Below are 19,247 nucleotides of genomic sequence, written 5' to 3'. Positions count from 1 at the left end.
GCACCGGCGCCGTCCACTTTACCCCCAGGGGTAAACCGCTTCCCGAGGAGGCAGCACGCGTGAAGGTGCTCGGCGTCAACGCGGTCTTCCACGACCCCGCGGCCGCGCTCGTGGTCGACGGCGAGATCGTCGCCGCGGCGGAGGAGGAGCGGTTCAGCCGCCGCAAGCACGGCAAGCCGCCGGTGCCCTTCTCCACCTGGGAGCTGCCCGAGGCATCGGCGGCCTGGTGCCTCGAGCGGGCCGGCATCGCGCCGGCCGACCTGGACGCGGTCGCCTACTCGTACGACCCGCGCCTGGCGCCGGCGAGCGACGACGTGACGGCCGACGAGTGGGAGGGCCTGCGCACGCTCTACGCGCGCCGCGCGCCGCTCTTCCTCAAGACCGCCCTGCCGGGCCTCGACCCCGAGCGGGTGCGCTTCGTGCCGCACCACGTGGCCCACGCGGCGTCCGCCCACCTGGCCTGCCCCTGGGACTCGTGTGCGGTGATGGTGCTCGACGGGCGGGGGGAGCGCGCCTCGTACCTCGCGGGGCACGCGGTCGACGGCCGGCTCGAGGTGCTGCGCACCCAGGACCTGCCGCACTCGCTGGGCCTCATGTACGAGGAGCTGACCGAGTTCCTCGGCTTCCGCCGCTCGTCCGACGAGTACAAGGTGATGGCGCTGGCCGCCTACGGCCGGCCCACGGTGCTCGACCGGATGCGCGAGGCGGTGCGGCCCGACGGCGCCGGCGGCTTCACGGTGGCGCCCATCCGCTGGGCCGACCTCCCCGCCTCGCGGGAGGACCTGGCGTCGAGCGTCCAGACGCGCCTCGAGGAGGTGCTCGTCGAGCTGGCGCGCTGGCTGCACGGGCGCACCGGCGAGCGGCGCCTCGCGATGGCGGGCGGCGTGGCGCTCAACTGCGTCGCCAACACGCACGTCGCCGAGGCCGGCCCGTTCGACGAGGTCTGGGTGCAGCCGGCCGCGGGCGACTCGGGCACCGCGCTCGGCGCCGCGCTGCACGTCGCCCGCGAGCTGGGCGACCGCGTGTCGCCCATGCGCACCGCGGCCCTCGGCCGCGAGTGGAGCGACGACGAGCTCGCCGCCGTGCTGCGCGAGGCGCGGGTGCGCCACGAGCGCCCCGACGACATCTCCGAGGCCGTGGCGCAGGTGGTCGCCGACGACGGCATCGTGGCGTGGTTCCAGGGGCGCAGCGAGTACGGCCCGCGCGCGCTCGGCCACCGCAGCCTGCTCGCCAACCCGGCGCGCAGGGAGAACATCGACCGGCTCAACGCCGTGAAGGGCCGCGAGAGCTTCCGGCCGGTCGCGCCGATGGTGCTGGAGCGCCGGGCGGCGGAGATCTTCGAGGGCCCCATGCCGAGCCCGTTCATGCTGTTCACCCACCGGGTGCGGCCCGAGTGGGCCGAGCGCATCCCGGCGGCGCTGCACGTCGACGGCACCGCCCGCATCCAGACGGTCCACCCCGGGCGCACGCCCCTCGTGGCGCGGATGCTCGACGGCCTGGAGCGCCGCACCGGCGTGCCCGTCGTCATCAACACGAGCCTCAACACCGCCGGCCGGCCGATGGTCGACGACCCGCGCGACGCCCTCGAGTGCTTCGGCTCGGCGCCGGTCGACGCCCTGGCGATCGGCCCGTTCCTGGTGCGGCGGGCGGCATGAGCCGCCTGCCCGTCGATGTGGTCGTGCCGACGATCGGCCGCGCCAGCGCGCGGCGCGTGTTCGCGGCGCTGGCGGCCGGCGACGGCCCGGCGCTCCGCGACGTGATCGTGGTGGTCGACCGAGGCGGCCGGGCGCCCGAGGGCCTGGACGGCCTGGCCGCGGTGGCCCGGGACGTGCGGGTGGTCGGCGGGCGCGGCGCGGGCCCCGCGGCGGCGCGCAACATCGGCTGGCGCCTGGCGGGCGCCCCCTGGGTGGCGTTCCTCGACGACGACGTGGTGCCCGAGCCGGCCTGGCGGGCGCGTCTGGCGGAGGACCTGGCGGGCCTGCCCGACGACGTGGCCGGCAGCCAGGGCGTCATCCGCGTACCGCGCCCCGAGGGGCGCCGGCCCACCGACTGGGAGCGCAACGTGGCCGGCCTGGAGGACGCCCGCTGGGCCACGGCCGACATGGCCTACCGGCGCGCCGCGCTGTCGGCGCTCGGCGGGTTCGACGAGCGCTTCCCGCGCGCCTACCGGGAGGACGCCGACCTGGCGCTGCGGGCCATGGACCGGGGCCTGCGGCTGGTGCGCGGGCGGCGCCGGGTGGACCACCCGGTGGGCCCGGCGGGGCCGTGGATCTCGCTGCGCGCCCAGGCGGGCAACGCCGACGACGTGCTGATGGACGCGCTGCACGGCCCGGGCTGGCGCGACCGGGCCGGCGCGCCCCCGGGCCGGCGCGACCGGCACCTGCTGACCGCCGCCGCGGGCGCCGCGGCGGCCGCCTCCGTCGCGGCGGGCAGGCCGCGCCTCGCGGCCCTGGCCGCGACGGCCTGGCTCGCCGCGACGGCCGAGCTCGCGTGGGCCCGCATCGCGCCGGGTCCGCGCACCCCGCGCGAGGTCGCGCTGATGGCGGCGACGAGCGCGGCCATGCCCGTCGCCGCCGCGCACACGGCCCGCGGGCTCGCCCGCCGCCGCCGCCTGCTGGCCGACCGCGCCCGCGCGCCCTCGCCGGCGCCGCTCGGCGCGCGCCCCGAGGCCGTGCTGCTCGACCGCGACGGCACCCTCATCGTCGACGTGCCGTACAACGGCGACCCCGAGCGCGTGGCGCCGATGCCGGGCGCCCGCGAGGCGATCGATCGCCTGCGCCGCGCGGGCGTGCGCACCGGGGTCGTCTCCAACCAGAGCGGCATCGGCCGCGGCCTGCTCGACGAGCGCCAGGTGGCCGCGGTCAACCGGCGGGTGGAGGGCCTGCTGGGCGACCTCGGCCCGTGGATGGTGTGCCCGCACGCGCCCGGCGACGCGTGCGGCTGCCGCAAGCCCGAGCCGGGCCTGGTGATCGGCGCCGCCCGCGAGCTGGGCGTGGACCCGGCCGACTGCGTGGTGGTCGGCGACATCGGCGCCGACGTCGAGGCCGCCCGCCGCGCGGGCGCCCGGGCGGTGCTCGTGCCCACGCCCCGCACGCTGCCGGAGGAGATCGCCGCCGCGCCGGCCGTGGCGCCCGACCTCGTGGCGGCGGTCGAGATGATCCTCGGGAGCCCGGCGTGACCCACGTCCTGGTGGCCCGCCCGGACAACGACGGCGACGTGCTGCTCGCCGGCCCGGCGGTGCGGGCGGCCGCCGCGCACGCCGACCGGGTGACCCTGCTGGTGGGCCCGCGCGGGCGCCGCGCCGCGGCCCTGCTGCCGGGCGTCGACGAGGTGCTGGTGGAGCGGCTGCCCTGGATCGACCCCGAGCCCCCGCCCGTCGACCGGGGGCGCATGCTCGCCCTGGCCGACCGCGTCGCCGCGCTGGCGCCCGACGCGGCGGTGATCCTCTCCTCCTTCCACCAGAGCCCCCTGCCGCTGGCGCTGATCCTGCGCATGGCGGGGGTGCCGCGCCTGGCCGCCACGAGCGTCGACTACCCGGGCTCGCTGCTCGACGTGCGCCACGGCATCGACGACGACGTGCACGAGGTCGAGCGCTCGCTGAGCCTCATGGCGGCGGCCGGCATGCCGGCGCGCCCGGGCGACGATCGCCTGGAGGTGGCGACGGCGCCGGGTGACGACGCCCTGGCGGCGGGCCTGCCGGAGGGCTACGTGGTGGTGCACCCCGGGGCGTCGGTGCCCGCGCGGGCGTGGGCGCCGCAGCGCCACGCGCGCCTGGTGGCGCTGCTCGCGGACCGCGGCGTGCCCGTGGCGGTGACCGGCGGCCCGGGCGAGCGGGCGCTGACGGCCGCGGTCTGCGGCCCGCCGCGCGAGGGGGTGATCGACCTGGGCGGCCGCACCGGGCTCGGCGAGCTGGCCGAGGTGCTGCGCCGCGCCCGCCTGGCCGTGGTGGGCAACACCGGCCCCGCCCACCTGGCGGCCGCGGTCGGCTGCCCGGTGGTGTGGCTGCACGCGCCGACCGTGCCCGCGGTGCGCTGGCACCCCTGGCGCGTGCCCTTCACCCGCGTCGGCCTGCCGGTGCCGTGCGCCGGCTGCCGCGCCCGCGTCTGCCCGGTGCCGGGCCACCCCTGCATCGACGAGGTGCCGGCCGAGGAGGTGCTCGCGGCCGCCGGGGCGATGCTCGACGGCGCGCGGCAGGGGGTCGCGGCGTGATGCGGGTGCTGATCTGGCACGTGCACGGCGCCTGGACGACCTCGTTCGTGCACGGGCCCCACACCTACCTCGTCCCGGTCGTCCCGGACCGGGGCCCGGAGGGCCGGGGCCGGGCGCGGACGTACGCCTGGCCGTCATCGGCCGTGGAGGTCACGCGCGAGGAGGCGGCCGACGCGGACGTGGACGTCGTGGTGCTGCAGCGCCCCGAGGAGCTCGACGGCCTCGCCGAGCGGTGGCTGGGCGGGCGCCGGCCGGGGCGCGACATCCCCGCCGTGTACGTCGAGCACAACGCCCCGCAGGGGCGCATCAACGAGATGCGCCACCCGGCGGCCGACCGCCCCGACCTGACCCTCGTGCACGTCACCCACTTCAACGCGCTCTTCTGGGACGCCGGCACCACGCCGACGCGGGTCATCGAGCATGGCGTGGTGGACCCGGGCGAGCGCTACACCGGCGAGGTGGGGCGGGCGGCGGTGGTGGTGAACGAGCCGGTGCGCCGCGCCCGGGTGACCGGGACCGACCTGCTGCCGGCCCTCGGCTCGGCCGTGCCGATCGACGTCTTCGGCATGGGGGCCGAGGACATCGGCGGCATCGGCGACCTGGCGCAGGACGAGCTGCACACGCAGATGGCCCGGCGGCGGGTGTACCTGCACCCGATCCGCTGGACCTCGCTCGGCCTGTCCCTGCTGGAGGCCATGCACCTCGGGATGCCGGTCGTCGCCCTGGGTACGACGGAGGCGCACGAGGCGGTGCCGCCGCAGGCCGGCGTCGTCTCGAACCGCCTCGACGTGCTCTCCGAGGCGCTGAACCGGTTCGCGGGCGACCCCGAGCTCGCCCGTCGCGCCGGCGCGGCGGCGCGCGCGGCCGCCCTCGAGCGGTACGCGCTCGATCGGTTCCTCGAGGACTGGAACACCCTGCTGGAGGAGGTCGTGCCGTGAGGGTCGACATGGTGTCCGAGCACGCGAGCCCGCTCGCGGCCCTCGGCGACGTGGACGCGGGCGGTCAGAACGTCCACGTGGCGGCGCTCGCGATGGGCCTGGCGCGACGGGGCGCCGAGGTCGTGGTGCACACGCGTCGCGACGACCCGGCGCTGCCCGATCGCGTGCCGCTGGCACCCGGGGTCACCGTGCGCCACGTGGACGCCGGCCCGGCGCGCCACGTGCCCAAGGACGAGCTGCTGCCGCACATGGACCGCTTCGCCGGGGAGCTCGCGCGCGAGTGGCGCGCGTCCCCGCCCGAGGTGGTCCACTCGCACTTCTGGATGTCGGGGCGCGCCGCGCTCGCCGCCGCGCCGCCGGGGCTGCCGGTGGTGCACACCTTCCACGCGCTCGGCGTGGTCAAGCGCCGCCACCAGGGCGACCGGGACACGAGCCCGCCGGAGCGGCTCGGCGAGGAGCGGGCGATCATCGCCGGCGCCGAGCGGATCGTGGCCACGTGCAGCGACGAGGTCTTCGAGCTGCTGCGCCTGGGCGCCGACCGCCGGCGCCTGTCGGTGGTGCCGTGCGGCGTGGACGCCGCCCGCTTCACCCCCGACGGCCCCGCGGAGCCGCGCTCGCGCCCGCGCGTCGTGTGCGTGGGCCGCATCGTCGAGCGCAAGGGCGTGGACGACGTCATCCGGGCGATGGCCCACCTGCCGGGGGCCGAGCTGGTGATCGCCGGCGGCCCCCCGGCCGGCCGCCTGGCCGGCGACCCCGACGCGGAGCGCCTGCTGCTGGTGGCCCGGCAGGCCGGGGTCGCCGACCGCGTCGAGCTGCGGGGCGGCATCGGCCGCGACGAGGTCGGGCCGCTCATGCGCTCGGCCGTCTGCGTGGTCTGCGCGCCCTGGTACGAGCCGTTCGGCATCGTGCCGCTCGAGGCGATGGCCTGCGGCGTGCCGGTGGTCGCGACCGCCGTCGGCGGCATGATCGACACCGTCGTGGACGGCGTGACCGGCGTGCACGTGCCGCCGCGCCGCCCGGACGCGATCGCCGGCGCCATCGGGGCCCTGATCGAGGACCCGGCCCGCCGGGACGAGCTCGGCGCCGCCGGCGTGCGGCGTGCCCGCGAGCGCTACACGTGGGACCGCGTCGCGGCCTCGACGCTCGAGGTCTACCGCTCGTGCGCGGGGGCCAGCGCGAGCCGCGGCGAGGAGGCGCGCGGATGACCGGCCGGGAGCACCTCACCGCGCTGCGCATGGCGCTGCGGGCGCTCGACGCCCGCATCGACGCCGTCGAGGCGTGGGGCGACCGCCTGTCGGCGCGCCTCTGCTCGGGCGCCCGGCTGCTGGCCGCCGGCAACGGCGGCAGCGCGGCGCACGCCCAGCATCTGACCGCCGAGCTCGTCGGCCGCTACGTCGACGAGCGGCGGCCGCTCAGCGCGATCGCCCTCCACGCCGACACGTCGAGCCTGACGGCGATCGTCAACGACTACGGCGGCCGGGAGGCGTTCGCCCGCCAGGTGCGGGCCCACGGGCGCGCCGGCGACGTGCTGCTGGCGATCTCCACCTCGGGGCGCAGCGAGAACCTGATCGCCGCCGTCGAGGCCGCGCGCGACGCGGGGCTCAGCACCTGGGCCCTCACCGGCCCGGCGCCGAACCCGCTGGCCGCGGTGGCCGACGAGGCCCTGTCCGTGGAGGCCCGCGCCACCGCGACGGTGCAGGAGGTGCACCAGGTCGTGGTGCACCTGCTGTGCGCGGCGGTGGACGCGGCGATGGCCGTCGAGGGGCGCCCCGCGACCGCGGCGTGGCCGGCATGAGCGCGATCGTCGTCGTGGGCGACGCGCTGCTCGACCGCGACCTGGACGGGGCGGCGGAGCGGCTCTGCCCGGACGCCCCGGCGCCGGTGGTGAGCGCGGTGCGGCCCACCGAGCGCCCCGGGGGGGCCGGCCTGGCCGCCGCGATGCTGGCCGCCGACGGCCACGACGTGACCCTCGTGGCCGCGCTCGGCGACGACGCCGCGGGGCGCACGCTGGCCCGGCTGCTGCGCGAGCGCGGCGTCCGGGTGGTCGACCTCGGCCGCGGCGGCGAGACGCCGGAGAAGATCCGGGTGCGGGCCGCGGGCCAGGTGCTCGTGCGCGTCGACCGCGGCGACGAGCCCCCCCGCGTGGCGCTGCCCGGCTCCGAGGTGCGGCGCGCCCTGGCGGAGGCCGACGCCGTGCTGGTGTCGGACTACGGCCGCGGCGTGCCCGCCGCCGAGGGGGTGCGCGCCCTGCTGGTGGGCGTCGAGGCGCCGCTCGTCTGGGACCCGCACCCGCGGGGGCCGCGGCCCGTGGCGGGCGCCGACCTGCTGACCCCCAATCGGGCCGAGGCCCGCGCCGCGGCGCCCGACGGCGGGCCGGCCGATCAGGCGCGGGCGCTGCGCGCCTCGACCGGGGCCGGCGCCGTGGCGGTGACGCTCGGCGAGGCCGGCGCGCTGTTGCTCGACGAGGTGGGCCGCGAGGTGCCCGTGCCGGCGCCGGCGGGCCCGGTGCGCGGCGGCGACGTCTGCGGGGCGGGCGACCGCTTCGCCACCGCGGCGGCCGCGGCGCTGGCGGCCGGCCGGGGCACCGCGGCGGCCGTCGCGGCCGGGGTCGCGGCCGCGACGGCGATGGTGCGCGCCGGCGGCGCCCACGCCGCCCTCGACGGCGCCGCCGGGCCGCCCGACGCCGCGGCCGTACGCGCCCGCGGCGGCCGCGTCGTGGCCACGGGCGGCTGCTTCGATCTGCTCCACGCCGGCCACGTCGCGATGCTCGAGGCCGCCCGCGCGCTCGGCGACCACCTCGTCGTGCTGCTCAACTCCGACGCGTCGGTGCGGCGCCTGAAGGGCTCCGACCGCCCGCTGGTCGAGCAGGAGGACCGCGCGGCCGTGCTGCGGGCGCTGCGCTGCGTCGACGAGGTCCGCGTCTTCGACGAGGACACCCCCGAGCGGGCCCTCGCCGAGCTCGCCCCCGACGTCTGGGCCAAGGGCGCCGACTACGACGCCGACGACCTGCCCGAGGCCGCCGTCGTGCGGGCGGGCGGCGGCGAGGTCGTGGTGCTGCCCTACATCGCCGGACGCTCAACCACACGGCTCATCGAGGAGGTCGCCCAACGTGCCGAGCGCTGACATCGGAACCGTCATCGTCACCGGGGGCGCGTCCGGTCTGGGGGCCGCCGTCGCGGCCGCCGTCCGGGACGCCGGCGGGACGCCCGTGGTGCTGGACCTGCGCGCCGGGCCGGACTGGTGCGACGGCGAGGTCGTCGACCTCGCCGACCGCCGCGCCGCCGAGGCCGCCGTCGCCCGGGTCGCGGAGCGTCACGGCGGCATCGACGCGGTGGTGACGGCGGCGGGGATGGACGCGTGCGGCGACTTCGGCGTCGTGGACGCCGACGCCTGGGACCGCGTGATCGCCGTCAACCTGCTCGGCACGGCGGCCGTCGTGCGCGCCGCGCTGCCCGAGCTGGAGCGCTCGCGCGGCCGGGTGGTGACCGTGGCCTCGACGCTCGGCTTCCGCGCCCTGCCCGCCGCCACGGCGTACTGCGCCAGCAAGTTCGGCGTCGTCGGGTTCACACGGGCCCTCGCCGCCGAGACCCAGGGGCGCATCGGCGTCACCCTGCTCGTGCCGGGCGGGATGGACACGGCCTTCTTCGACGGCCGCGACGAGCAGTTCAAGCCGGGGCCGGACGCCCGCCTCAACCGTCCGGAGGACGTCGCCGCCACCGTGGTGTTCGCGCTCGCCCAGCCGCCGGGCTGCGAGGTGCGCGAGCTGGTCGTCGCCCCGTCGACCGAGCCCTCCTGGCCATGAGCGCGGGCGCCGGGCGGCCGCGCCTGGTCGTCCTGCGCGCGCTCGGCCTGGGCGACCTGCTCACCGCCTTCCCGGCGCTGCGGGCGCTGGCCGGCGCCTTCCCCGGCCATCACCGCATCCTCGCCGCGCCGGCGCCGCTGGCGCCGCTCGCGCTCGCCTCCGGCGCGGTGGACGAGGTGGTCCCCGCGGCGCCGCTCGCGCCGCTGCCGGACGCGCTCGCCGCGCCGGACGTGGCGGTCAACCTGCACGGTTGCGGCCCCCGGAGCCACCGCGTGCTCCTGGCGCTGCGTCCCCGGCGCCTGGTGGCCTTCGCCAGCGCGGAGGCCGGCGTCGCCGGCCCGCGCTGGCGGCCCGACGAGCACGAGGTGGCCCGCTGGTGCCGCATGCTCGGCGAGGAGGGCATCCCGGCCGACCCGACCCGGCTCGAGCTCGACCCGGGCGGGCCCGGGCCCGGCGAGCCCCCGCCGCCCGCCGGGGCGACCGTCGTGCACCCGGGCGCCGCCAGCGGCGCGCGGCGCTGGCCGGCGGAGCGCTTCGCGGCGGTGGCCCGCGCCGAGGCCGCCGCCGGCCGGCGCGTGGTGGTGACCGGCGACGCCGGCGACCTGCCCGCGGCGCGCCGCATCGCGCGGCTCGCCGGCCTGCCGGACGCCGACGTGCTGGCGGGGCGCACCGGCCTGATGGCGCTGGCGCGCACGATCGCGGCGGCCGGTCGCGTGGTGTGCGGCGACACCGGCGTGGCCCACCTCGCCACCGCCGTCGACACGCCGTCGGTCGTGCTGTTCGGCCCCGTGCCGCCGGCGTTGTGGGGCCCGCCGCCGGACCGGCCCCGGCACCGCGCCCTGTGGCGCGGGCGCACGGGCGACCCGCACGCCGCGGCGACCGACCCCGGGCTGCTCGCGATCGGGGTCGACGAGGTGCTCGCCGCGCTCGCCGCCCTCCCGGCCCCGCCGCCGGCCGCCGTTGCGTCCGTCGCCCCCGGTGGGGGTAGATGAGAGGGTCCCGGATCCGGTCGCAGGAGACCCAGATGCGCCTACCAGCCCCGCGAGGCCCGCTCACCGCGATGCTCGTCGAGCGCCTGTGCGGTCCGCCGGGCCCGGTCGGCGACCCGCCGGCGGGACCGTGGGACGACCCGCTCGACGGCGAGGACGCGCCGCTCGCCCTCTACCTCCTCTACGAGCTGCACTACCGCTCGTTCGACGAGGTCGACGACCGCTGGGAGTGGGAGCCGTCGCTGCTCGCGCTGCGCGCCCGGCTGGAGGACGACTTCGAGCGCGCGCTGCGCGGGGCCGTCGCCGTCCCCGCCCCGGAGGACGACCTGCCGCGCCAGCTCTTCGGCCTGCTGGCGGCCGACGACGGCCCGTCGCTGTCGCGGCGGCTGGCGCGCAGCGGGACGCTCGAGCAGTTCCGCGAGTTCGTCATCCACCGCTCGGCGTACCACCTGAAGGAGGCCGACCCCCACACCTGGGCCATCCCGCGCCTGCACGGCGGGGCCAAGGCCGCGCTGGTCGAGATCCAGGCCGACGAGTACGGCGGCGGGCGCGAGCACTGGATGCACTCCGCGCTGTTCGCCCGGGCGATGCGGGCGCTCGGCATCGACGACGCCTACGGCGCCCACATCGACCGCATCCCGGGCGCGACGCTGGCGCTGGTCAACCTGATGTCGCTCTTCGGCCTGCACCGGCGCCTGCGCGGCGCCCTGGTCGGCCACCTCGCCGTGCTGGAGATGACCTCCTCGGAGCCCATGCGCCGCTACGCGGCCGCGCTGCGCCGGCTGGGCCAGGGCGAGGACGCCACGGCCTTCTACGACGAGCACGTCGAGGCCGACGCCGTGCACGAGCAGGTGGCCGCGCACGACATGGCCGGCCGGCTCGCCCGCGACGAGCCCGCGCTGGCGGCCGACATCCTGTTCGGCGCCGCGTGCGTCGTGGCCCTGGAGGCGCGCTTCGCGGAGCGGCTCATCGCGGCCTGGGACGGCGGCCGGTCGTCCCTGCTGCCGGCGCGGAGCCCCGTCGGTGTCGCCTGACGGGGACGGGCGCGCCGCGGTCTCGTACGTGCTGCCGCTGCGGTGGCGGGACGACGACGGCCTCGACGAGCTGACCGGCTACCTCCACTGGCTGTCCGGCCGGGTGGAGGACGTGCTGGTGGTCGACGGCTCCGATCCGGCGCGCTTCGACGCGCACGCCGGCCGCTGGGCGGGGCTCGTGCGCCACCTGCGCCCGCACCCCGACCTGCACTTCGCCTCGGGCAAGGTCGACGGCGTGGTGACCGGCGTGCGCGAGGCGGCCCACGACCGGGTGGTGATCGCCGACGACGACGTGCGCTACGACGACTGGTCGCTCGCCCGGATGGGCGCGCTGCTGCTCGAGGCCGAGCTCGTGCGGCCGCAGAACTACTTCGACCCGCTCCCCTGGCACGCGCGCTGGGACACGGCCCGCACGCTGCTCAACCGCGCGCTGGGGGCCGACTTCCCGGGCACGCTCGGCGTGCGCCGCGGCCAGTTCCTGGCGATGGGCGGCTACGACGGCGACGTGCTGTTCGAGAACCTCGAGCTGATCCGCTCGGTCGAGGCCGCGGGCGGCCGGGTCGTGGCGCCGCTCGACCTCTACGTGCGCCGGCTGCCACCCACGACGTCCCACTTCCTCTCCCAGCGGGTGCGCCAGGCCTACGACGACTTCGCGCTGCCCGCGCGCATGGCCGCCGCGCTGGCCGTGCTGCCGGGGCTCGCGCTCACCCCCCGCGGGGCGCGCGGGGCGGTCGCGGCCGGCCTGGCGATGGGGGCGACCGTCCTGGCCGAGGCCGGGCGGCGCCGCGCCGGCGGGCGCGTGGTGTTCCCGGCCAGCGCGTCCCTGCTGGCGCCGGCGTGGGCCCTCGAGCGGGCGGTCTGCGCGTGGCTGGCGGTCGGCGCCCGCGCCCGCTGGGGTGGGGTGCCCTACGGCGGGAGGGTGGTCAGCCGCGCGGCGACGCCGGCGCGGCAGCTGCGACGGCGGCTGCGGCGTCCGGGGGCCGCGCCGGCGCGGGCGTCCGCGTCGTGAACCCGGCCGCCTTGTGCGTGCCGTCGCAGAACGGCGCGGTGCGCGTGCGCCCGCAGCGGCACAGGGCGATCGTCCGCCGCCGCACCGCGATGCGCTCGCCGTCGGGGCCCAGCAGGTCGAACGAGCCCCGCACCAGCAGCGGGCCGTCCGGGTAGGCGCCGATCGAGCAGGGGCGCTCGTCGGGCTCGGCGAGCCCCTCCGGATCGACGCTCGTCGCCTGCACCGCCCGCCCCACGCGCCCTCCTCGGCCGCACCTCTGAGACCGGTGCATACCCGACCGCGCCGGCGCGCATGCGCGCTCGCGATTCCGGCGTCTCCGCGCACCGGCCCCGGTTCCACCCGCCGCACCACCGGGTAGAGGGCGGCCTACTCGGACCAGCGAACAGAGGGGATCGACGCACAGTGACCGAACAACCGCGCACCAACATCCGCCCGGCGGGCGCGCCCATGGTGCCGATGTCGCGCCCGGGTTCCGACGACGCCGACGGCGGGTCGGGGTCCGAGCGCGTCGACCAGCTCGCCGGCCAGGCCCGGGAGGCGGGCGGTGAGCTCGCCGGCCAGGCCAAGCAGGTCGGCGGCGAGATCGCGGGCCAGGCCAAGGAGGTCGGCGCCAAGCTCGCCGGCGACGCCCGCGACGCCGCGCGCGTGCAGGTGGACGACCGGTCCACGAAGGCGGGCGCGAGCGTGCGCGAGGCCGCGCACGACGTCCGCGACATCGCCGAGGAGCTGCGCAGGAAGGGCCGGGACCGGCCCGCCCGGCTCGCCGACCAGGCGGCCGAGCGCATGGAGGCGTTCGGCTCGTACCTCCAGGAGTCCGACGCCGACCGGATCATGGGCGACGCGCGCCGCTTCGCGCGCGAGCGGCCCGCGGTCGTGGTGGCCGGCGCGGCCGTGGTCGGCATCGTCGCCGGCCGCCTGCTGAAGGCCTCGGAGCCCGAGCGAGAGGTGGCCCACAGATGAGCACCCAGACGCGCCTGCGCGAGCGCCCGATCGGCGATCTGCTCGCCGACTTCGCGCACGAGACGACCACCCTCATGAGCCAGGAGATCGAGCTGGCGCGGGCGGAGGTCGGCATCCAGGCCAAGCGCGCCGGCGCCGGCGCCGGCATGTTCGGCGCCGCCGCGGCGCTCGCGCTCGCGGGCCTCGGCGCGCTGACCGCCTGCGCCATCCTGGCCCTCGCCGAGGTGATGGACGGGTGGCTGGCGGCGCTGATCGTGGGCGCCGCCCTGCTGGTGGTCGGCGGCGTCCTCGCCCTGATCGGCAAGAAGAAGATGTCCCAGGTGGCGCCGCCGGTGCCCGAGCGGGCGCTCACGGAGATGAAGCGCGACGTGCGCGCCGTGCAGGAGGGCGTGCAGGCCGGGCGCGAGAACGACGGAGGGGGGCACCACAATGGCTCGTGAGATCGCCGAGATCCGGCGGGACATCGCCGACACCCGCGCGCGGCTCCGCGACACGGCCGAGGCCATCGGCTGGAAGGCCGACGTGCCCTCGCGGGCGCGCGACGCCATCCGCGAGACGGCCGGCATCGTGCGCGAGCGCATGGCGTCGAACACGTCGCGCTCGCAGTCGTACGGCGACGGCTCCGGCTCGTCCGGCCCGTCGGTGCTCGACCGGGCCCGCTCCGCCGTCTCGTCGGCCGCCTCGTCGGTCGGCGACGCGGCCTCGACGGTGGGCGGCGGCGCCTCGTCGGCCGCCGGCGGGGCGCGCTCCGGCGCCTCGTCGGCCAAGGAGGGCGTCGGCTCGGCCGCGTCCACCGCGAAGGAGGGCGTGGGCTCCGCGGCGTCGACCGCGAAGGAGACCGCGGCGGCCGCCGCGGGCACGGCGCGCCAGGGCATGGAGAGCGCCCGGCACGGGCTGCAGTCGGCCGCGGGCGCGCTGACCGCGGCGCGCGACACGGTCGCCGACCGCATGCCCGAGCCCGGCCAGGCGCGCGAGGGCGCCCGCGGCGTCGCCGCGGTCGCGAAGGGCAACCCGGTCGCGGTCGCCGTCGGCGCGCTGGCGCTCGGCGCGGTGGCGGGGATGCTGCTGCCGTCCACGCGGACGGAGGACGAGAAGCTCGGGCCGATGGCCGACGACGTGAAGGACCGCGCCGTCGAGGCCGGCTCGCAGGCCATCGACCGGGGCCGCGAGGCCGCCGCGTCGGCCGCCGAGAGCGCCTCCGAGAAGGCCGCCGCCGCGACCGAGGCGATGCAGGAGGCCGCCTCCTCGGTCACCGAGCAGGCGTCGTCGGCGGGCGCCGACGAGCCGGCGCACCCCTCCGGCGCCGCCGGCGAGGCGTCGCGGCCCGCGGGCCAGCCCGTCACGTCCGCCACCGGGGAGCGCGGTGGCGGGGTCTGAGCGCGAGACGTCCACCACCGCGCTGATGGTGGTGGACGTCTTCGACGACTTCGACCACGAGGACGGCGCGCGCGTGCTGGACGAGATGCGCGCGCGCGCCGGCGGCATCGAGGCGGCCCTCGCCACCGCGCGCGAGCGCGGCTGGCGGGTCGTCTTCGCCAACGACGAGCACGGACACGGGGGCGACGCCGACGCGCTCATCCGCACGGCCCTCGCGGGCCCGGGCGGCGACGTGGCGGAGCGGTTCCTGCCGCGCCCCGGCGAGGAGGTCGTCACGAAGCCCGACTACAGCGCGTTCGACCGCACGCCGATGCGCGAGCGCCTCGACGCGATGGGCGTGCGCCGCCTGCTCGTGCTGGGCGCCGTCACCGAGATGTGCGTGCGCGAGACCGCCGCCGACGCCGCGCGCGCCGGCTACGCCACCTCGGTGGTGTGGGACGCCTCCGTGCCGCTCGACGAGGACGACGAGCGCGAGGCGCTCGCCGAGCTCGACCGGCTCGGGGTGGAGGTGCTCGGCGGGCTCGCCGAGGCCGCGCCCGACCCGGTTTGAGGCCGGCCGCGCCGGGTACCAGTGCCGCTCCCCGCGAGGCGGGGGCACGCCGCCGGCGATCGCCGGCCGACAGAGGGGGAGACGACATGGCGGAGACCGACATCCAGAGCACCCTGGTGAGCCATCTGACCGACGCCGTCGCCATGGAGCAGAACGTCGAGCAGATGCTCGGCGGGATGATCTCCACGACGGCCGATCCGCAGATGCGCGCGCGCCTGGAGGCCCACCGCGACGAGACGAAGGCGCAGCAGGAGCGCCTGCGCGAGCGCCTGGACGCCCACGGGGCGTCGGAGTCGGCGATGAAGTCGGTCGCCGCGAAGGCCGGCGCCGCGATGAAGGGCATGTTCGACGTGGTGCGCGACGAGAAGGCCGGCCGCAACGCCCGTGACGGCTACGCGACCGAGCACGTCGAGATCGCCGCCTACGAGCTGCTCGAGCGGGTCGCCCGCCGGGCCGGCGACGAGGCGACGGCCGCCGTGGCGCGCCAGAACTGCGCCGAGGAGCGCGCGATGGCCCAGTTCTTCGAGGACCACTGGGACGCCGTGGCCGAGCAGTCGCTGCGCGAGGAGGGCGTGCTGGCCTAGCTGTAGTCGGCAGGAGCGTTCTTCCGTCCGGGCCTCCTTGGAGGCTGCGGGTTGCGAGCCAAGCAACCTGCCGAAGGAGACCCGGCGGTGACACTTCATCAGAACGCCAGGACGTGCCCGGCGTCGCGTCGGCTCTTGTGCCGACGCGTCGAGCAGGAGGGATGGACGCTGAGGGCGGCCGCCGAGGCGGCCGGCCTCAGCGAGCGCCGTGCCAGGGAGTGGCTGCGGCGCCACCGCGCCGGCGACCGCGAGCTGTGCGATCGGCCCTCGGTCGCCCACCAGATCGCCGGCCGCACGCCGCCCGAGGTCGAGGAGGCGATCTGCGCCCTGCGTGAGCTGCGCTTCTCGGGCGCCCGGATCGCCGCGGTGCTGGGTCTTCCCGAGCGCACCGTGCGGGCGGTGCTCGCCCGCGCCGGCCTCAGCCGCCTTGCGGCGCCGGACGCGGGCGAGCCGGCTCGCCGCTACGAGCGGCCGACGCCGGGCGAGCTGGTCCACATCGACGTCAAGAAGCTCGGACGCATCGAGCGCCCCGGCCACCGCGTCCACGGCGATCGCACCACCCGCGCTCGCGGGGCCGGCTGGGAGTTCCTGCACGTCTGCGTCGACGACTGCACCCGCCTGGCCTACGCCGAGGTGCTCGCCGACGAGCGCACGGACACCGTCTGCGCCTTCCTCGAACGGGCCCGGGCACACTTCGCCGCCCTGGGGATCGGGATCCGGCGCCTCATGACCGACAACGGGTCCGCCTACCGCTCTCACCGGCACGCCGCCCTGTGCCGCGAGCTCGGCATCCGCCACCTGTTCACCCGCCCCTACCGACCTCGCACAAACGGCAAGGCGGAGCGCCTGATCCAGACCCTCCTTCGCGAATGGGCCTACGCCGCCGCCTACCCGACCAGCGCCGCCCGGACCCGCGCCCTCGCCGGCTACCTGGACTGGTACAACACGACCCGCCCGCACAAGTCACTCGACGGCAAACCGCCCGTCGAACGACTTGCCGAGCGGATCAACGCTGCTGCCGCCGACACCTAGGGCGGCCTCCTCGCCAGGCGCTCCCATGGACCTCCGACCGGACGTCGCCGACGGCGTCCACCTCGTCACCGACGCCTACGTCAACTGGTTCCTCGTCGAGGGCCGGGACGGGCGGGTGACGGTGGTGGACGCCGGGCACCCGCGCTCCTGGGCGTCGCTGCTGCAGGCGCTGCCGGCCGTCGGCCGGCGCCTCGACGACGTCGAGGCGATCGTCCTGACCCACGGCCACTTCGACCACGTGGGCTTCGCCGAGCGCGCGCGCAGGGAGCTCGGGGTGCCCGTCTGGGCGCCCGCCGGGGACCTGCGCCTGGCGGCGCGCCCCTGGAGCTACCGCCACGAGCGGGCGCGGACGCGGTACGCGGTCCGCCACCCCGGCTTCGTCGGGCGCTTCGCGGCCATGGGCGCCGCGGGCGCACTCACCGTGACCGGCGTCCGCGAGGCCCGCCCCTACGAGGCCGGGCCGCTCGCGGTGCCCGGCGACCCCGTCGCCCTGGCCACGCCCGGCCACACCGACGGCCACCACGCCCTGCACCTGCCCGACCGCGACGCGGTCATCGCGGGCGACGCCGTGGTCACCTTCGACCCCTACACCGGCTTCGAGGGGCCCCGCATCGTCGCCGGCGCCGCGACCGCCGACAGCGGGCGGGCCCTGCGCTCGCTCGACGCGCTGGCCGCCACCGGGGCGCGCCGTGTCCTGACCGGCCACGGCGACCCGTGGGACGGCGGCGCCGAGGCGGCCGCCGAGCGCGCCCGCGGGGCCGGGGCCTCGTAGCGCGGTCCTCGGCGCCGCCCCGGGCGCACCCGCGCGGGCTACGGCTGCAGCAGGACCTTCACCACGCCGTCGGCCTTCTTCTGGAACGCGTCGTAGGCCTCGGGCGCCCGATCGAGCGGCATCCGGTGGGTGGCGAAGTCGTCGACCCCCAGCGGGTCGTCGTCGGTGAGCAGGGGCATGATCGTGTCGGTCCAGGCGCGGACGTTGGCCTGGCCCTGGCGGATCTGCACCTGCTTGTCGAACAGGGTCATCATCGGCATGGGGTCGGCCATGCCGCCGTAGACGCCGATGATCGAGAGGGTGCCGCCGCGGCGGACGATGTCGATCGCCGCGTGGAGGGCGGTCAGCCGGTCCACGCCGGCCGTCTGCATCAGCTTGGCGGCCGCCGGGTCGGGGAGGAGGGCGGTCATCGACTGGGCGAGCCTGGCCACCGGCGCCCCGTGGGCCTCCATGCCGACCGCGTCGATCACCGACTCGGGGCCCCGGCCGTCGGTCATCTCCCGGATCGCCTCGGCGAGATCGTCCTCGTGCTCGCGCAGGTCGATCGTCTCGACGCCGCGGGCGCGGGCGCGCTCCAGGCGCTCCGGCACCAGGTCCACCGCGATCACGCGACCGGCGCCGCGGTGCAGCGCGATGCGCGCCGACATGTCGCCGATCGGGCCCAGGCCGAGCACGCAGACGGTGCCGCCCTCGGGGACGTCCGCGTACTCGACCGCCTGCCAGGCGGTGGGGAGCACGTCCGAGAGGTAGACGAAGCGGTCGTCGGGCGGCCCGTCCGGCACCTTGATCGGCAGCGTGTCGCCGAACGGCACCCGCAGGTACTCGGCCTGGCCGCCTGGGTGCTGCCCGTAGAGCTTCATGTAGCCGAACAGCGCCGCCCCCATGCCCTGCTCGCGCACCTGGGTCGTCTCGCACTGGGAGTGCAGTCCCTGGCCGCACATGAAGCACGTGCCGCACGAGATGTTGAACGGCACCACCACGCGGTCGCCGGGCTTCAGGCTCGTCACGCCCGGGCCCACCTCGGCGACGCGCCCCATCGGCTCGTGGCCCAGCACGTCCCCGGCGTCGATGAAGGGCCCCATCACCTCGTAGAGGTGCAGATCCGACCCGCAGAGGCCCGTGGAGGTGATCTCCACGATGACGTCCGTCGGCTCCTGGATCTGCGGGTCGGGGACCTCCTCCACCCGTACGTCCCGTCGTCCCTGCCACGTCACCGCTCGCATGGGGGTCCCCCCGGTCGCTGGCCGCGTCGGCCCGGGGGTTCCCGGGCCGGGCGGGCGGGAAACGACGGCCGGGCCCGCGCCGGAGCGCGGACGGCCGGTGGTTCCGACGCCGACGTGAGGCAACCGTCCCCCGCTCGTGCAGACGACCGCCCCGCCCCGGCGGGGGCGGCCTACCGGGCCGCCGCGGCCGCGGCGCGCAGGTCGTCGGCGACGCCGGCCAGCAGCTCGGCGCGGCGCTCCGGCGGCCCGCGCAGGATCGCCGACGGGTGGAGGGTGGCGGTGATCCTCGGTCCCCCGTCGAGCTGGAACAGCTCGCCCCGGTGGCGCGTGAGGCGGAAGTCGCGGCCGAGCAGCGACCTCGCCGCCGTGGCGCCCAGGCAGACGACGACCAGGGGGTCGACCACGCGGATCTCCGCGCGCAGCCACGGCCGGCACGCCGCCATCTCGCGCTCGTTCGGCGTGTCGTGGATGCGCCGCGGCCCCCGCGGCCTCCACTTGAAGTGCTTGACCGCGTTCGTCACGTAGACGTCGTCACGCGGGATGCCGGCGTCGTCCAGCGCCCGGTCGAGCAGCCGCCCGGCCGGGCCGACGAACGGCCGTCCCTCGATGTCCTCGCGGTCGCCCGGCTGCTCGCCGACGAGCATGATGCGGGCGCTGCGGGGGCCCTCGCCGAAGACCGTCTGCGTGCCCAGCTCGTGCAGATGGCAGGCAGTGCAGCCCGCCGCGGCCCGCCGGAGCCCGTCGAGCCCGGCGCGCTTCGGCACCAGG

General features: G+C 77.9%; 21 protein-coding genes. 18 read left to right on the top strand and 3 right to left on the bottom strand.

Features of this window, described 5'->3' with window-relative positions; genetic code table 11:
* Positions 1-59: 59 nt before the first annotated feature.
* The 11 genes from ITJ85_RS14915 to ITJ85_RS14865 are packed head-to-tail and all read left to right on the top strand — an operon-like array spanning position 60 to position 11,981.
* Complete coding sequence (locus ITJ85_RS14915; RefSeq protein WP_217913894.1) at positions 60-1,655, top strand: carbamoyltransferase family protein; 1,596 nt, start codon at positions 60-62, stop codon at positions 1,653-1,655.
* Complete coding sequence (locus ITJ85_RS14910) at positions 1,652-3,178, top strand: HAD-IIIA family hydrolase (RefSeq protein WP_217913893.1); 1,527 nt, start codon at positions 1,652-1,654, stop codon at positions 3,176-3,178. Before ITJ85_RS14915 ends, ITJ85_RS14910 begins: the two co-directional genes overlap by 4 nt.
* The gene (locus ITJ85_RS14905) at positions 3,175-4,209 is read left to right on the top strand and encodes a glycosyltransferase family 9 protein (RefSeq protein WP_217913892.1); all 1,035 of its coding nucleotides are present in this window, start codon (positions 3,175-3,177) and stop codon (positions 4,207-4,209) included. The genes ITJ85_RS14910 and ITJ85_RS14905 overlap by 4 nt, the downstream gene beginning before the upstream one ends.
* On the top strand, positions 4,209-5,147 hold the full coding sequence (locus ITJ85_RS14900; protein WP_246496416.1) for a glycosyltransferase: 939 nt from the start codon (positions 4,209-4,211) through the stop codon (positions 5,145-5,147). Before ITJ85_RS14905 ends, ITJ85_RS14900 begins: the two co-directional genes overlap by 1 nt.
* Entirely contained in the window at positions 5,144-6,352 is a 1,209-nt protein-coding gene (locus ITJ85_RS14895) for a glycosyltransferase (RefSeq protein ID WP_217913890.1), read from the top strand. Before ITJ85_RS14900 ends, ITJ85_RS14895 begins: the two co-directional genes overlap by 4 nt.
* Positions 6,349-6,942, top strand: a complete 594-nt coding sequence (locus ITJ85_RS14890; RefSeq protein WP_217913889.1) for a D-sedoheptulose-7-phosphate isomerase — start codon at positions 6,349-6,351, stop codon at positions 6,940-6,942. The genes ITJ85_RS14895 and ITJ85_RS14890 overlap by 4 nt, the downstream gene beginning before the upstream one ends.
* A complete protein-coding gene (rfaE2, locus tag ITJ85_RS14885) occupies positions 6,939-8,270 on the top strand; it encodes a D-glycero-beta-D-manno-heptose 1-phosphate adenylyltransferase (protein ID WP_217913888.1) in 1,332 nt (443 codons plus the stop codon). The genes ITJ85_RS14890 and rfaE2 overlap by 4 nt, the downstream gene beginning before the upstream one ends.
* Positions 8,257-8,949 carry an SDR family oxidoreductase gene (locus ITJ85_RS14880; RefSeq protein ID WP_217913887.1) on the top strand — a complete coding sequence of 231 codons (693 nt, stop codon included), beginning with the start codon at positions 8,257-8,259 and terminating at the stop codon, positions 8,947-8,949. The genes rfaE2 and ITJ85_RS14880 overlap by 14 nt, the downstream gene beginning before the upstream one ends.
* On the top strand, positions 8,946-9,941 hold the full coding sequence (locus ITJ85_RS14875) for a glycosyltransferase family 9 protein (protein WP_217913886.1): 996 nt from the start codon (positions 8,946-8,948) through the stop codon (positions 9,939-9,941). The genes ITJ85_RS14880 and ITJ85_RS14875 overlap by 4 nt, the downstream gene beginning before the upstream one ends.
* A 32-nt stretch (positions 9,942-9,973) precedes the next feature.
* Positions 9,974-10,972: an iron-containing redox enzyme family protein gene (locus ITJ85_RS14870; RefSeq protein ID WP_217913885.1), complete on the top strand. Its 999-nt coding sequence runs from the start codon at positions 9,974-9,976 to the stop codon at positions 10,970-10,972.
* Positions 10,962-11,981: a glycosyltransferase family 2 protein gene (locus tag ITJ85_RS14865; RefSeq protein ID WP_217913884.1), complete on the top strand. Its 1,020-nt coding sequence runs from the start codon at positions 10,962-10,964 to the stop codon at positions 11,979-11,981. The genes ITJ85_RS14870 and ITJ85_RS14865 overlap by 11 nt, the downstream gene beginning before the upstream one ends.
* Here the strand turns inward: ITJ85_RS14865 and ITJ85_RS14860 are convergent.
* Positions 11,896-12,216, bottom strand: a complete 321-nt coding sequence (locus ITJ85_RS14860; protein WP_217913883.1) for a CDGSH iron-sulfur domain-containing protein — start codon at positions 12,214-12,216, stop codon at positions 11,896-11,898. The genes ITJ85_RS14865 and ITJ85_RS14860 overlap by 86 nt on opposite strands.
* 167 nt (positions 12,217-12,383) lie before the next feature.
* Between ITJ85_RS14860 and ITJ85_RS14855 the strand changes: the two genes are divergently transcribed.
* The 7 genes from ITJ85_RS14855 to ITJ85_RS14825 all read left to right on the top strand — a co-directional run bounded on the left by ITJ85_RS14855 (position 12,384) and on the right by ITJ85_RS14825 (position 17,256).
* Positions 12,384-12,941 carry a hypothetical protein gene (locus tag ITJ85_RS14855; protein ID WP_217913882.1) on the top strand — a complete coding sequence of 186 codons (558 nt, stop codon included), beginning with the start codon at positions 12,384-12,386 and terminating at the stop codon, positions 12,939-12,941.
* On the top strand, positions 12,938-13,381 hold the full coding sequence (locus tag ITJ85_RS14850) for a phage holin family protein (RefSeq protein ID WP_217913881.1): 444 nt from the start codon (positions 12,938-12,940) through the stop codon (positions 13,379-13,381). The genes ITJ85_RS14855 and ITJ85_RS14850 overlap by 4 nt, the downstream gene beginning before the upstream one ends.
* Positions 13,371-14,318 (top strand): DUF3618 domain-containing protein, encoded by a 948-nt coding sequence (locus tag ITJ85_RS14845; RefSeq protein ID WP_217913880.1) that lies wholly within the window; start codon positions 13,371-13,373, stop codon positions 14,316-14,318. The genes ITJ85_RS14850 and ITJ85_RS14845 overlap by 11 nt, the downstream gene beginning before the upstream one ends.
* Complete coding sequence (locus tag ITJ85_RS14840) at positions 14,305-14,868, top strand: cysteine hydrolase family protein (RefSeq protein WP_217913879.1); 564 nt, start codon at positions 14,305-14,307, stop codon at positions 14,866-14,868. The genes ITJ85_RS14845 and ITJ85_RS14840 overlap by 14 nt, the downstream gene beginning before the upstream one ends.
* A gap of 86 nt (positions 14,869-14,954) precedes the next feature.
* Complete coding sequence (locus tag ITJ85_RS14835) at positions 14,955-15,452, top strand: YciE/YciF ferroxidase family protein (RefSeq protein ID WP_217913878.1); 498 nt, start codon at positions 14,955-14,957, stop codon at positions 15,450-15,452.
* An 87-nt stretch (positions 15,453-15,539) separates the two neighbouring features.
* The gene (locus ITJ85_RS14830; RefSeq protein WP_217913877.1) at positions 15,540-16,484 is read left to right on the top strand and encodes an IS481 family transposase; all 945 of its coding nucleotides are present in this window, start codon (positions 15,540-15,542) and stop codon (positions 16,482-16,484) included.
* Between the two features lie 25 nt (positions 16,485-16,509).
* Positions 16,510-17,256, top strand: a complete 747-nt coding sequence (locus ITJ85_RS14825; protein ID WP_217913876.1) for an MBL fold metallo-hydrolase — start codon at positions 16,510-16,512, stop codon at positions 17,254-17,256.
* Positions 17,257-17,294: 38 nt separating this feature from the next.
* Here ITJ85_RS14825 and ITJ85_RS14820 read toward each other — a convergent pair whose 3' ends face one another.
* Positions 17,295-18,479, bottom strand: a complete 1,185-nt coding sequence (locus ITJ85_RS14820; protein WP_217913875.1) for a zinc-dependent alcohol dehydrogenase — start codon at positions 18,477-18,479, stop codon at positions 17,295-17,297.
* Between the two features lie 170 nt (positions 18,480-18,649).
* Positions 18,650-19,243, bottom strand: a complete 594-nt coding sequence (locus tag ITJ85_RS14815) for a UdgX family uracil-DNA binding protein (RefSeq protein ID WP_217913874.1) — start codon at positions 19,241-19,243, stop codon at positions 18,650-18,652.
* Positions 19,244-19,247: the final 4 nt, after the last annotated feature.

The sequence above is a fragment of the Miltoncostaea marina genome (assembly GCF_018141525.1).
In the GTDB taxonomy this organism is placed as follows: Bacteria; Actinomycetota; Thermoleophilia; order Miltoncostaeales; family Miltoncostaeaceae; genus Miltoncostaea; species Miltoncostaea marina.
Note: the sequence above shows the minus strand (reverse complement) of the source record. Positions and strands in the feature narration are given on the sequence as shown.